Origin of the sequence: Adlercreutzia sp. ZJ154 (genome assembly GCF_011039055.1) — a bacterium.
Lineage (GTDB): Bacteria > Actinomycetota > Coriobacteriia > Coriobacteriales > Eggerthellaceae > Adlercreutzia_A.
Genome location: NZ_JAAKEF010000010.1, coordinates 1 through 14,065, shown reverse-complemented (window position 1 = coordinate 14,065; position 14,065 = coordinate 1). Strand labels below are relative to the sequence as shown.

Here is a 14,065-nt window from a genome sequence, read left to right as displayed (position 1 = left end):
TTTAGACGCACATTTAACCCTTAAATACACTAAGCGTCATAATAGTTTATCCGATGCGATTTGCTGCCAAGCAACATATCGCCGAAGAGATTGTGAGTAAAAATGCCAGCACCCAATATGACACCCGAACAGCGCGCTGCTGCCCTAGAAAAAGCTCGTATCGTTCGTGCAAAACGTTCTGAAGTAACCACCAAGCTTTCTTTGGGCACCATGAGCGCTGCGGATGCCTTGAAGCAGGTGGATGATCCTATTATTGGACGCATGAAAGTAAAATCTTTCATCAACGCACTACCGGGCTACGGTAAAGTTAAGACTGAGAAACTAATGGAAGAACTTGGCATTCCTGAAAGCCGCCGCCTGCAGGGTCTAGGCACCAAACAAATGGAGAACCTAAAAGCTGCTCTAAAGTAGTAAAGGTTATATACAGAAGCAAAAAGGGCGCTTGTGCGCCCTTTTTGATATACAAAGCAAGCCTATAAATTGAAATGAACAAAACGGTTTATGGGAATTTTTTATTGAATAGAGGTAACCTATCTTTTGGACGAGGTATTTCTATTAAGCGCGGTTCGAAATCTAGCACTTCGCGCATGCTAACATTCGGCGTTACTTCTATACAATCGCGCAAACACACATCGACACACATTGAACATTGTGTACAATCGGCGGCTTGGAATTCCAAATATCGCATATCGGGATTATCGGGTTTATCAAATTCGCCATATTTCAGCGCCTCTGTAGGACAAAACAATACACACAAACCGCATCCCGAACATTTTTCTGAATCTATAGTTACGCTGCCAAAATGCCGAGTATTCAGCGCGGCATCTTCATGCCAAGCCGCCTTACCTTCAGTCAAATTGGCAATTTTTTCCGGGTTGCCAACTTTCAGCAAGCAATCTATTAAGTGCATATTTTCATCAGCTGGAAACGTAGGCATTTTACCGCTCTTGCCCGCGCCTAAGCGATCTTTCAAAGTCCGCGGCTTTGATTTAGCCGATCCCAGCTTCTCTTCAAGCGTCTTTTGAGCCACGTTGTTTGCCACGGTTCGCAAATAGCGACCCGTCTGCGCCATAAGACCGCGCCTGTCTGCCCCGCGTATATCGCGCTTGAAAGTGTTAGCAAATTCTGGAGGAAATTCCTGCAAGCGCGTTACTATTATCGGTGCGTCCAAAGTCTCAAATAACTTCAGCGCATTATCAAGCGTGCATTTTATAGCTGCATCAGCAGCGCCATATTTGCAAGTAGCGCAATTGCCATCCACAAGCGCAATATCGCGCGCCCCAGCCGCTGCAATGTCAGCCAGCAGACCTTCGGTTATATGCGCCAAACATGGTACTTGTGCAAATAATTCAGGATCGGCATCATGGCGCGCAGCCTTCCGCGCACAAGCTATGCATGTAACACCTTTAGCCCGAACAGCAGCTTGCAGCGCAGCCTCAACCACCTCAGAGTGCGCTGGCTCTGTAGCCGATATGCAGCTAGTAGGACACACGCCTAAACACGCACCGCAATTTACGCAAGCCCCGCCGTCTACGCTTATCTCGTTGTTTTCTATCGTTATGGCCGAGACAAAGCAAATATCTCTACATTGGCGGCATCGCGCATTGCGATTGCGCACAGCCACACAATGATCTTGGTCAATAACTAAAGGAGCTACTGTAAATAGCTCGGCATACTCCATAACATCCGATAGCGCAGGCATGCCTATTCCCCTAAGTAGCTATCTTCAATACGGGCTAATTCATCTGGAGTATTGGCATTTATGAAACAACCGCCGCGCGGCTCAACTTCCAACACGCGCTGCTGGCTAAATTCGTAAACATTAACAGCATCGTCATCAAAAAACGCTTGCGCGCGTTTCTCGCCGCGATTGATGGCGCGCAATATAGCCGGCACACACACATCGCGTCTATACATTGCATGGAACGGTTCGAAGCCATGCTGGTTTACCGGCACTACTACATCTGCTCCGGTTTTCGCCATCTCTATAGATTCTGCCACCACAAGACACGGGCTTGCAAAAATCATATCGCACGCCACTACCGCCACAAATGGATTGTTTGCATTCGAAAGCGCCGTATACAAACCCGGCAGCGCACCGCGAAAATCGTATTCATCGCGCACTAACCGCGGGCGAATCGGTAAATCCATATCGCCTATAAACGCCAAATTGTCAGGCTCGTTCGTAGTTATTATCAGCTCATCGGCAATAGGAGTCAGTCGCCTTAACAGTCGGCAAATTAGAGGTTTGCCCGCAAACGGCACTGTAGCCTTACTGCGCCCCATACGTCTACTTTCGCCGCCCGCCTGCACAACCACAGTTACTTTCGGGCGCACAAAATGCTCTTGTAAAAATGTTGCAATGCCGCTTATGTCGCTTAGATCGAACGCCGGTATGCCATATACCGCCGCCGCTTCAAGCGCGCGAGGAATGTCGGTTATTACTGCAACTGTACTTTCCGTAGGTGTCTTGTCTGCTAAATCGGCTGCATGTACGTCATCTGCATCGCGTCGGTCCAGCGCATCCGACTTCGCCAACTGTGTAAAATCGGTACCAAGCGGAAGCCCAAGCGCCGCAGCTTGAGCAAATGCCTCCGCTACTGCCGAATCGGCCGCGTTGCCGGCACGCATTAACTCTATTGTAGGAAGACCGCTTTTTCTGTAACCCTCTACAATAATTATGTCGTGCCCCGGCATGCTGCGCACTATTTCAGCGCATTCAACTTCATGATGCAAAGTTTTTACACGCGCCAATTTTTCAGGCGAAGCAATTACGGTTTCAGTAGCACCGGCTTCGCGATGCCGCCAAGAATCTTTTCCGGGATAATCAATCTCGAATTTGCTGTGTGAGTGATGTTTGACCGACCCCACATCGCAACCACGCGCGGTAAGTTCAGCTATCATTTTCTCGATTAGCGTGGTTTTTCCAGAATTATGTCGCCCTACAATAGCAATTGCCGGACTTGGAATATTAACCATGCGCGCCTCCTAAGCGCATCACAGAATCTGCCTACCTTCTATTGCGCGACCAAGTGTTACTTCGTCGGCAAATTCTAAATCGCCACCAACAGGAAGACCACTTGCTGGGCGCGTTACTTTAATGCCAAGCGGCTTTATTAAGCGAGCTAGATACGATGCGGTAGTCTCTCCTTCAATATTAGGATTTGTAGCCAGCACAACTTCCGATACATCTTCGCTACCTAAACGCGCCATCAGTTCAGCTATGCGCAAGTCTTCCGGTCCGACACCATCCATCGGAGACAAAGCGCCGCCCAAAACATGATATATGCCATCGAAGGCACCTGTGCGCTCAATAGGCGGGATATCGCGCGGCTCGCTTACCACGCAAATGATGTTGCGATTGCGCTTATCGCTTGCGCAGATTTCGCATAATTCGGCTTGCGCGTAATTAAAACAGCGACTACAAAAGTGCACCGTATCTTTCACATCTCGGATAGCATCAGCCAATCTAAGCGCCTGCCCTTTGTCGGAGTTCAGGATGAAATGTGCCATACGCTGGGCAGATTTAGGTCCTACGCCCGGCAAGCGCTCTAATTCATCAAGCAACTTCTGTATAGCAGGCGCGCTTTGCATTTGCGTCTCTCAATTGTTTGTGGCTTATTCAAGTAATTAGAACGGAAGATTCATGCCGCCCATTATGCCGCTCATGCGATTATTGCTGGCTTCCGTGGCTGCGCGCAGCGCTTCATTTACAGCTGCCACTATCATATCTTGGAGCATTTCCGCATCGCTAGGGTCGATAGCTTCAGGGTCAATAACGATAGACTTTACTTCCATAGCGCCGGTTACAGTTGCCTGCACCATGCCACCACCAGCGGTAGCGCTGAATTCCATAGATGCTATTTCTTCTTGAGCAAGCGCAGCTTCACGCTGCATTTTTTGTGCTTGCTTCATCATCTTTTTCATGTCCATATAAATTCCCTTCACTTGGAGCTATAAACGGCTAGGATTTTTCAAGCAATCCAAATCTTTAAGAAATATAGTATCAAACTAATCAATTAACTTGTTGGAAGGTGACACCTTCGCCAAATGCAGCAGCTAGCGCATCGTTTAATTGGTCGGCTGTAGGTTCTAAAGCAGATGAATTGCTAGATGTGTCGGCAATATCTGTTTCGCCCCATGGTGGAGCGTCTGCTACATCAACATCTTCATATGCAGAAAGCGGCACCGAATCGGGCTCTGGAATTAAATCTGGCTGAGGTTGCGCGAAAACCTGTGCGGCAGCCGGTGCCGAAGCCTGCACGGGAGTTTGCGCCGAAACCTGTGCCGAAGCCTGCGCGGGAGCCTGTGTAGAAGCCTGCGCCGAAGCACCAGATTTCACCAAAGTGAACGGCATACCGGGCGCGCCCGCCTTCGATATAGCATCAGCAATAGCATCTTTTACTTCTGGCTTTTGGCTAGCCTGAAATGCAAAGTCTGTATCGGCTGGAAACTGCACTATAAGATGGTCAGCCTCTAGCTTAGGGCGTGCATTCATCAACAACACGCCATAAGCGGCAGCTGTCTTTTTAAGATGCGCCATGGCAGATGCCCAAAATTGCGGAAGCTGAGCCTCGCTTATATTCACAGCAGACGCTACCGGCTGCGTTTCCCGATCGGGCACAGCTTGCACTACCGCACTGGCGCGCTGCTCAACAACTTCATCGGGCTTAACCACAACAGGTGCAACAACTGGTTCTTCAATTTTTTGAACCGATGGCGAAAATGTTTCAGATGTCGCTACACAACCTGCCTCTAATGCTTCCACTCGCTCAGCCAAAGCTGCCAACGTCAGATCTGAATCGGGGCGAACCATGCGCGTTAGGGCTATTTCAAACGACAACCGCTGATTTGTAGACGTTTTTAAGTCGGTCATTAAATCGCCCAATACGCCCAGCATGTTCGCAAGACGCTCAGGACCAAACCAAGCCGCTTCGCTCTCAAGTTCCCTGCGCGCAGCCTCTGACACATCCAAAACAGTATCGGCACCAGCCAACTGCATCACATACATATTGCGCATATGCTCTGCTAAATCTTGTGCGAACTGAGCCAGATCGGCACCGGTTTCCATATACTCGCTTGTCCACCGAAAAGCGGCCGCCACATCGCGCGTACCTATTGCGCGCACAATGTCAGCTAAATCACTAGAATCAACCGACCCCAGCAAACGCTCCGCCAGTTCACTAGTAACTTTTCCATCACCAAACGCTATAAGCTGTTCAAGAGAAGTTAGGGCATCGCGCATTCCGCCATCCGCACGATGAGCTATTAAATCTAGCGCATCACCATCAAACTGTATGCCCTCCATTTCGCAAATTGCACCTAAGCGACTGACCAGTTCCTCGTTGCTTATTCGGCGAAAATCGAAGCGTTGACAGCGCGAATGTATAGTCTCTGGAACTTTCTGCGGATCGGTTGTGCACAACACAAACACAACATGGGCGGGCGGCTCTTCCAAAGTCTTCAGCAGCGCATTAAACGCCGCTGTTGAAAGCATGTGAACCTCGTCAATAATATAAACCTTGTAGCGTCCGCGTGTGGGCGCATAATTAACGCGACCAATAATTTCCTCGCGAACATTTTCAACACCTGTGCGACTAGCCGCATCTAGCTCATATACATCGGGGTGTTCGCCTGCAGCCACAAGATTGCAGTCTTCGCAAGTACCATCCGGGTCGGGCGTAGGTCCATTTTTGCATAGCAGCGCTTTCGCCAGCAAACGCGCCGTAGTGGTCTTGCCGGTGCCACGCGGTCCTGTAAACAAATATGCATGACTTACCTTATCAGAGCCAATCGCATTCTTTAACGTGCGCTCAATATGCTCTTGCCCAACCACATCCTCAAATATCTGCGGACGATATTTTCTATACAGCGCTTCAGTCATAAATAGCCTTCCGAATATTGAATAAGCGAAACTTCTTAAAATTCAATAATAGAATAACGACGGCGTATCTACTTTTTGTTGGCAGCCTTCTTTTTGCGAGACTCTAGGGCGGTTTTCACAGCGCCTATAACAGCCGGCGCTACCGATACAGCCACTATGCCAAGCACTATAACCTCGAAGTGCTCTTGCACAAAGGGCACGCCACCAAAGAAGTAGCCCGCAAGCACAAACAGGCTTACCCACGCCACACCACCAATAGCGTTCCACAGTGTGAACTTCGCAAAATTCATATGCCCCGTGCCCGCGATAAATGGCGCAAACGTGCGAAAGAATGGCATAAAGCGCGTAATAACAATTGTAAGCCCGCCATACTTCGCGAAGAAACCATCTAGCTTCGCCATGCGCTCGGGCGTTAGCGCCTTCACCTTACCCGAATCTATTATGCGATGCCCTAAAAAGCGAGCTATCCAATAGTTCGACGTGTTGCCCAGAATAGCCGCCGCGTAAAACACAATAAGACTGGCAGCCAAATTTAGCCCGCCGCCCGGTGCGCTAAAAACGCCCACCGCAAACAGCAGCGAATCGCCCGGCAAAAATGGGAAAAATACCAAACCTGTTTCTACAAATACTATAAGAAACAGTGGCGAATAAACCCATACAGGACCAAGCGTAATTATCCAACCCGCAATAAACCCACGCGGATCGCGCAATAAGTTAACAAAGAAATCTACAATTCCCAATTTAGCTCCTAGCACCCGACTGGTCGTAGGACTTAGGCGCAACTATGATTACATAACTTTGACTGCATAAAGAAGCACCCCCGAAAGACAGGACGCTCGTCAGCGGTCCCTTATGGCTGCTTCCTCCCGGACCTGACCAGATTCAGAACTTGGCGCCGCCCTGTCCTTCGGAGGTGCTCCATGCATCTGAACAGTATAGACGAAAAACGCCCGTATCGTCTTCGCATATTCAAACCTATCTTTCGCGCTGTTCGGATACGCCCATATATGACACGTTGTCATACTCATCCAAGAGTTTTTGTGTCATACTGACAATAAACTTCTATAAGGAGATTCTGATGTTCGGTGAGTTAGCCATCGCATATCTGTTTCTAGGTGGCGCAGGTGCCGGATGTTTAATTGTTTGCTCAACGGCAGACCTTGCATTTGCCCACCAACTTTCCAAAAAGATTATCCCTAAAACAGTCCCAAACGCGCTAAACACCCCAATGTCAATTTCGACACAAAAAGCACTACGGAGCGCCTTTGCAGCCGGATACCTTTTTCTGACAACAGGCGCATTTTGCCTTCTCGCCGATTTGGGTCGGGCAGACCGCGCCTTAAATCTTTTCACAAACATTTTTCCTACATTTATAACTATGGGCACATTCGCAATAGCTATTACGCTAATTGTTGCCTTTCCCCTAGTCCTCTCAAAGTTGCTTTATTTGCCGCAAATAAAGCAAAATCTGACAATTGTTTTAGAGTTGCTAACTATTGCGTTTGGCTTCGTTACAGCCATATATACAGGTCTTTTGTTATGCGATATAGAAGCCGTAAATCTTTGGGCAACACCGCTTATTCCAATATTGTTTACGCTTTCTGCTCTTTCGTGCGGCGAAGCCATCCTTATCATATCCATATTCTTCACCGCGACCATCCACGAAAAAAGCAAGCTGCTGAAGTCCTTAATTATTATCGATGTGGTTCTTCTAGCTGCAGAACTTATTTGTGTAGTCATATTCTGGACAGCAGCAACAAATAGCAGCCATTCCGGTTTGCAAGAATCGGTGCGCCTGCTAACCACCGAACCGCTTTCTTTACTTTGGTGGGGTGGATTCGTTTTTGTAGGGTTGCTAATTCCGCTAATAGCTGAAATTACACTTTACTGCCTGCACCGGACGCGCCGCCGCAATATAAATGCTCAACAATGCTACGCTATCGTTGCAACTATGGTGCTTTTTGGTGCCCTGTGCATGCGCTGGTCTATTGTAGATGCCGGAGCACATGCACAACTAGCGCTAGATTATCCTAAAGAGACATCTTCGATTTTGGAAGAAAGGGACGTTTCGTGATTAAGCTGAAAAAAATTGTACCCGCCGCCGATTTGTTTGAACTGGATGAACGAAGCAGCATCCCTATCTGGCTTCAACTGAAAAATCGTTTCATATACCTTATAACCTCTGGATACTATATGCCCGGAGATCAACTGCCAACAGTACGCGGACTTGCAGCCGATGTAGAAATTAACTACAACACCGTAAGCAAAGTGTATCAAAGCCTAGAAGAAGACGGCTACATACAATCCAAACGCCGGCAAGGCGCATTTGTATGCGACGTAAGCAACAAACCGGGTGTAAGCATTGCAGTAACGGCAGAAATAATAACTGTCGAATATATACAGCGTTGTCAGGAACTAGGAATGTCGCTCGATGATATCGGAATGCAATTCTCTACCAGCTTGTCTAAATTAAGACGCGCAGATAAGGGAGAAACAAATGAGAGTGAAGGGACGAAAGCAGAAAACCGCTGGAACGTCGTGGCATTCCCAGAGCCAGAGAATGGTTCAACCACACGTACAGCCGGAAGCGGGGCTTAATCACACATCCAGAAACGGTGCAATAGTTTTCTCCGTTTTCATATTCGTCCTCGCAGGCGTATTAACACTTGCCATATATCAAACGATACAGGGAAGAATCGATATAGCCGCCATCTGCATAGCCCTTATAGTCGGATGGCTGGCATCAAGTTCAATCCATTTTATAATGGAATGGGAAAAAGCCGTTATTATGCGGTTTGGGCGATTTAATCGCATAGCTGGTCCGGGCTTAGTATTCACCTTACCTATAGTAGAGTTTTATAGCCTACGCATAGATCAGCGAGTAATGGTTACTTACTTTGGTGCCGAAGAAACGCTCACAAGCGATCTCGTGCCCGTTAATGTAGATGCTGTTATTTTCTGGATGGTATTTTCGCCTAAAAAAGCGGCGCTTGAAGTGGAAGATTATCCGGTAGCAGTATCGTGGCTAACGCAAACAACGCTACGTAAAGCCATCGGACGCGCAACGCTTTCCAAAGCAGCAATGCGCCGCGACCAGCTAGATGCCGAGCTGAAAGAAGTACTTGAAACCAAGCTTTCAGAATGGGGAATAGATGTTATTGATGTAGAGGTACGCGACATTGTAGTACCAAAAGAGTTGCAAGACCCCATGGCAGCCGAAGCCATCGCTATGCGCGAACGCAACGCCCGCATGATACTAGCAGAAGCGGAACGCGATATTTCTGCAATGCTGCACGATGCCTCGGCGGCATACGATGGCGACACCGATGCTATGCATCTGCGCACCATGCATCTTGCATATGAGTCGGTTAAAAATTCTGGTGGAACTCTTGTAATTCCTAGTGCCTTTAGCGAAGGTTTTAACGACCCAAATCTTGCAGAAAATCGTATGCCAAAAAACGCCGACCATAAGTAGCGCCACCGCTTGCATTATCCGCATCTATACCATAGGTACCCAAACCTGCAATGCCCGCACCTAGCACCTGCATCTATCAATTTCTATTAATTATGAGTATATCTAGCAGGAAAAACTAGCGTATTTATTCTGTAAATAGAATAAATTTGTCATATATTGTCCTACTAAAACTGTTGACTAGACGTTATGCGTATGACAAACTATGACAATAAAGGATCGGCCGATTCTCAAATTGGGGGAAGTCTCACAGATTCTCTATAGTCAAACGCATAGATAAATTCATCATGTGGGTGTCTGCGAGGTTTCCTAGAAAATTCATTTTTCAAAAGAAGAATGGAGGAGAGAAGATGTCGGATACGATCAAGGAAAAGACAAGTCTAACCCGGCGCAATTTCCTAAAAACCACAGCAGCGGTTGCAGGTGCTACAGCAATTTCGGGTAGCACCCTTACTGCTTTTGCAGCTGAAAGTGGTGATGCGGGTGCCGAATCTACCGAACAGGTATATCAGGGTGTATGCAGAGGTAACTGCATGGGCGGATGTCCGCTAGACATATACGTGCGCAACGGAAAAGTAGTGCGCGTTTCAGCCTCTGATGTGCCAGATGACCGCTACAAGCGTGCATGCATGAAGGGCCTTTCGCATCCTCAAAAAATGTACCTCCCCGACAGGATTCTGTACCCTATGAAGCGTGCAGAAGGAACTGAACGTGGCGCAGGCGCTTGGGAGCGAATTACATGGGATGAAGCAATAAGCACCATTTGCAACGAATGGACTAGACTGCGCAAAGAATACGGAACAGGCGCTATTGGATGGTGGACCCAATCTGGTCAGTTTGGCTTGCTAAGCGGCTGCCACTACAACGGCGCATACACGCGCTTGCAAAATGCTATGCAGGCTATTCCCATTTCAGGTTCAATCGACATGAACTATTACACGGCAAGCAGCGCAATGTTTGGAAGCAGCCTTGTAAGTCAAACTAACGAATTGACCGACTTCGCAAATGCGAAAACCATAATTGCGTGGGGTTCAAACTTAACCGAAGCACAAATTCAAGCGTGGCATTTCTTTGCTGACGCTATTGACAACGGCGCAAAACTAATCGTAATAGACCCAGCATTCACAACAATTGCATCTAAAGCCGATCTTTATGTTCCGCTTCGCCCCGCAAGCGATGCTGCTTTGGCTTTAGGAATGTGCAACATGATCATCGAGAAAGATCTTGTAGACTGGGACTTCGTAAAGAACCACTCCGTTGCCCCATTCCTAGTTAAAGAGGATGGCACATATCTACGCCAAAGCGACTTAGGTCTTGGCGAAAAAGGTGCCAAAACCGACCAAGTTATTGTTATAGATGCCGCTACCGGCGAAGCTGTAGCATCATCTGAAACCACCAATCCTACCCTAGAAGGCACACACGAAGTTGCTGGTTTTTCTGTTCGCCCAGCATTCGCATTACTGCTGGAAAGAATCGCCGAATACACGCCAGAAAAGGCTTCTGAATTAAGCGACGTTCCAGTGGAAGTAATGGAGCAAATTGTAGACTTGTACACCCAAAATGGACCGGCAAGTATGTTCTGGGGCTTCGGACAAGACAGATACTACAACGGTCATGGCTCTTATTATGCTATGGGAACAATGTCTATTTTGGCAGGCAACATAGGCAAAAAGGGATGCAGCACCGGAGCATGCTCTTACAACAGCGTTCCCCTAGATGCAAAACTATGCACCAGCCCAATTAAAGCTAAACAAGAAGACACCGTAGGCGGAGGATCGGCTTCTTACACAGCTGGCGTTCTGGCTCTAAAAATGGCTGAAGCTATAAAAACGGGCACATACAACGGCAAACCGTTTGTTATGAAAAGCATCTACATTCATAACTGCAATCCGCTGAATTACGTAGCTGACCGTCAATCTATTCTGCACGACGTTTTCGACAAGATGGAACTTATCGTAGTAGCTGAAACCAGACCTACAGATACAACGGTATACGCCGATATAGTTTTACCATCAGCACACTGGTTCGAGCAGGAAGACTTTACTTGCGGTACTGCCCACTTACAACCATTTGCCGTTCTGCAAGAAAAAGCCGTAGAACCTATGGGCGAATGCAAACCTGACTATGAGATATTCAAGCTTCTTGCTGAAGGTCTTGATATGCCATATGTATACGACGGCTTAAATTCCGAAGAGGCATTGCGCTACATTTTAGACACACCTACAGCTGCAAAATTCGGCATAAGCTACGATCGTATGAAGAAGGAAAAAGTAGTCCGCTGGCTGCCGGGTAAAAACTTTATCTTCGCAGCGGGTGGGAATTTCACAACCCCCACCGGAAGAGCTCAGTTCTATTTTGAAAAGCCTGTTGCCTCTATGCAATACGGTCAAACAATTGATGTAGAACTGGAGCATTTACCATTCTTCATTGAGCCTTCAGAAGCATGGCCGAGCAACCCTCTTGCAAAGAAATACCCGCTTACATGCTATCAGGAGCACACACGATATCGCGTACATTCCAATTTCAGCCATATTCCATGGCTTCGCGAATTCGACCCCGAACCAACAGTGAAAATTCACACTAAAGATGCAGAAGCGCGAAACATAAAAAGCGGTGACATGGTTCGCCTGTTCAACGATCGCGGGTCGTGTACGGTTCGCGCAATCGTTACCGAAGGAATTAGACCCGGTACTGTAAACACTCCTCATGGTTGGCAAGCCGATCAATACGTTGAAGGACATTATCAAGATCTGACAAGCCGCGAGACAAATCCCTACATTGCTAATTCGCAGTTCTCCGACTTACTTGTTGAGATTGAAAAGGCATAGGTGAGTAAAATGCATTATGTAATGGTTATAGATCTGAAGCGTTGCGTAGGTTGCCATACATGCGCGCTAGCTTGTAAAGCTGCTAATAATGTTCCAGAGGGCATAGCGTGGAATCGCATTCTTACCGATGGCGGAGACGAGCCCGATACTCCATCGGGACAATTCCCCGACACATTAGCAATGCAATATATGCCCGTCTCGTGTCAGCATTGCGAAAACCCAGCTTGCGTTAAGGTGTGCCCAGTAGGAGCAACTTACAGAGACGAAGAAACTGGTATTGTGCGGCAAGATTACGACAAGTGCATCGGGTGTCGTATGTGTATAAGCGCTTGCCCATACACAGGTGTGCGTAGCTTCAATTGGGAAGAACCAAAATATGCTGTAGATATGACATTTGGCGATGCCAACATACCTAAGCATCAGAAGCACGTAGTTGAGAAATGCACATTCTGCTACCAGCGTGCAGCTAAAGGCGAAACGCCGGCATGTATGGAATTGTGCCCCGGCAGAGCACGTTTCTGGGGAGATTTAGACGACCCCAATTCCGATGTGGCAAAGATGATACAGAGCCGCTCTTACAAACAGCTATTGCCACACGAAGGCACTAAGCCGTCTGTGTATTACTTAGTCTAGGGCGAAAGGAATAAAAATGACTGAGACAACTTCTGCGGCTACTGCCGCCAATGTCAAATCGCCCACATCAGGCGAACAAAAACAAGCAAAGCCTAAGGGTGCATTGTTTAACAACAAGGGTGTAAATATAGGAATTTTAGTGTGTGCAATACTTGCTGTAGCAGGAATTGTGCTATGGGGTATACAGCTTACAGGTGGCATGGTGCAAACATCCATGAGAAACCTTGATAGCTGGGGCTTATACATTACTATGTTCATGTTTTTTGTAGGTCTTAGTGCGGGAGGTCTAATCATATCTTCTGTACCTAAGGCATTTGGAATACAAGGTTTTGGAGCAATTAGCAAAATCGCAGTATTTTCTTCTATCGCATGTACTATCGCTGCTATTGGATTTGTAGTAGTAGATTTGGGACAGCCTGCGCGCCTTTGGGAGTTGTTTGCATACTCAAATCTTGCAAGTCCGCTAATGTGGGACATCATAGTGTTGGGTATATATCTAATACTGTCTTGTGTGTATCTTTGGGCACAGCTGAAGTATGAAAGTGGCAAGGTATCTGCACGTGCTCTTCGCATAATAAGTGTAGTAGCTCTTATTTGTGCAGTACTAGTTCATAGCGTGACTGCTTGGATATTTGGTCTACAGCAGGGACGCGAAATGTGGTACACAGCCCTTCTAGCCCCATGGTTTGTATCTTCTGCTTTGGTCTGCGGAACAGCTCTTATTATATGTATTGCTATTGCGCTTAAAAAATGTGGATACCTTGCACTTGAGCAGGCTCATATAGTAAAGCTGGCAAAGCTTTTAGGCACATTTGTATGCGTGGATCTATACTTCTTTGCATGCGACCTTCTAACAGCAGGCTTTCCAGCAGCTTCAGGTGCAGATATCGTATGGATGCTAGTTGCAGGACCTCTAGCTCCGTTTTTCTGGATAGAAATAATCGGCGGCATAATTTGTATAGTTGTATGCTTCTGTCCGCGTCTTCGCACAAATCCACTTATAGTCATAGCTAGCCTTTTGGCTATCATTGGCATCTTCTGCAAGCGCACACAACTACTTGTTGGAGGCTTTCAGATTCCAAATATCGAATGGCCAAGCGCTATAAGCTCTTCCACCATCACAAATTGGACTGCAGGTCTATCTGGAGCATATGAATCAATCGTTTATTGGCCGTCCCTTCTTGAGTGTGGAATAACGATAGGTGTAGTTGGTCTAGCAATTCTTATATTCCTTTTAGGTGTGAAGTA

General features: G+C 47.3%; 13 protein-coding genes and 1 other RNA gene. 7 read left to right on the top strand and 7 right to left on the bottom strand.

What is annotated here, in order from left to right; all coding sequences use genetic code 11:
• Positions 1-102 precede the first annotated feature (102 nt).
• Complete coding sequence (gene mihF / locus G7Y37_RS05510; RefSeq protein ID WP_165062474.1) at positions 103-411, top strand: integration host factor, actinobacterial type; 309 nt, start codon at positions 103-105, stop codon at positions 409-411.
• Positions 412-499: 88 nt separating this feature from the next.
• On the opposite strand, the gene G7Y37_RS05505 is transcribed toward mihF, so the two are convergent.
• The 7 genes from G7Y37_RS05505 to ffs form a co-directional block, all read right to left on the bottom strand.
• Entirely contained in the window at positions 500-1,702 is a 1,203-nt protein-coding gene (locus tag G7Y37_RS05505; RefSeq protein WP_165062473.1) for a 4Fe-4S binding protein, read from the bottom strand.
• 2 nt (positions 1,703-1,704) lie between these two features.
• The gene (mobB, locus tag G7Y37_RS05500) at positions 1,705-2,979 is read right to left on the bottom strand and encodes a molybdopterin-guanine dinucleotide biosynthesis protein B (RefSeq protein WP_165062472.1); all 1,275 of its coding nucleotides are present in this window, start codon (positions 2,977-2,979) and stop codon (positions 1,705-1,707) included.
• 18 nt (positions 2,980-2,997) lie between these two features.
• Positions 2,998-3,594: a recombination mediator RecR gene (gene recR, locus G7Y37_RS05495; RefSeq protein WP_165062471.1), complete on the bottom strand. Its 597-nt coding sequence runs from the start codon at positions 3,592-3,594 to the stop codon at positions 2,998-3,000.
• A 36-nt stretch (positions 3,595-3,630) separates the two neighbouring features.
• Positions 3,631-3,933, bottom strand: a complete 303-nt coding sequence (locus tag G7Y37_RS05490; protein ID WP_165062470.1) for a YbaB/EbfC family nucleoid-associated protein — start codon at positions 3,931-3,933, stop codon at positions 3,631-3,633.
• Positions 3,934-4,015: 82 nt separating this feature from the next.
• Positions 4,016-5,884: a DNA polymerase III subunit gamma/tau gene (dnaX, locus tag G7Y37_RS05485; RefSeq protein WP_165062469.1), complete on the bottom strand. Its 1,869-nt coding sequence runs from the start codon at positions 5,882-5,884 to the stop codon at positions 4,016-4,018.
• A gap of 68 nt (positions 5,885-5,952) precedes the next feature.
• Positions 5,953-6,624: a VTT domain-containing protein gene (locus G7Y37_RS05480; RefSeq protein ID WP_165062468.1), complete on the bottom strand. Its 672-nt coding sequence runs from the start codon at positions 6,622-6,624 to the stop codon at positions 5,953-5,955.
• Between the two features lie 76 nt (positions 6,625-6,700).
• Positions 6,701-6,796: signal recognition particle sRNA small type (gene ffs, locus G7Y37_RS05475), an RNA gene on the bottom strand.
• A gap of 166 nt (positions 6,797-6,962) precedes the next feature.
• Here ffs and nrfD (G7Y37_RS05470) point away from each other — a divergent pair.
• The 6 genes from nrfD (G7Y37_RS05470) to nrfD (G7Y37_RS05445) all read left to right on the top strand — a co-directional run.
• A complete protein-coding gene (nrfD, locus tag G7Y37_RS05470) occupies positions 6,963-7,958 on the top strand; it encodes an NrfD/PsrC family molybdoenzyme membrane anchor subunit (RefSeq protein ID WP_165062467.1) in 996 nt (331 codons plus the stop codon).
• Positions 7,955-8,482, top strand: coding sequence for a GntR family transcriptional regulator (locus G7Y37_RS05465; protein WP_241156028.1), 528 nt, complete (start codon positions 7,955-7,957; stop codon positions 8,480-8,482). The genes nrfD (G7Y37_RS05470) and G7Y37_RS05465 overlap by 4 nt, the downstream gene beginning before the upstream one ends.
• Positions 8,445-9,359: a slipin family protein gene (locus G7Y37_RS05460; protein ID WP_241156027.1), complete on the top strand. Its 915-nt coding sequence runs from the start codon at positions 8,445-8,447 to the stop codon at positions 9,357-9,359. The genes G7Y37_RS05465 and G7Y37_RS05460 overlap by 38 nt, the downstream gene beginning before the upstream one ends.
• 347 nt (positions 9,360-9,706) lie before the next feature.
• A complete protein-coding gene (locus tag G7Y37_RS05455; protein ID WP_165062465.1) occupies positions 9,707-12,184 on the top strand; it encodes a molybdopterin-dependent oxidoreductase in 2,478 nt (825 codons plus the stop codon).
• Between the two features lie 9 nt (positions 12,185-12,193).
• A complete protein-coding gene (locus G7Y37_RS05450) occupies positions 12,194-12,817 on the top strand; it encodes a 4Fe-4S dicluster domain-containing protein (protein ID WP_165062488.1) in 624 nt (207 codons plus the stop codon).
• Positions 12,818-12,833: 16 nt separating this feature from the next.
• On the top strand, positions 12,834-14,065 hold a 1,232-nt coding region (nrfD, locus tag G7Y37_RS05445), incomplete at its 3' end, for an NrfD/PsrC family molybdoenzyme membrane anchor subunit (RefSeq protein ID WP_165062464.1).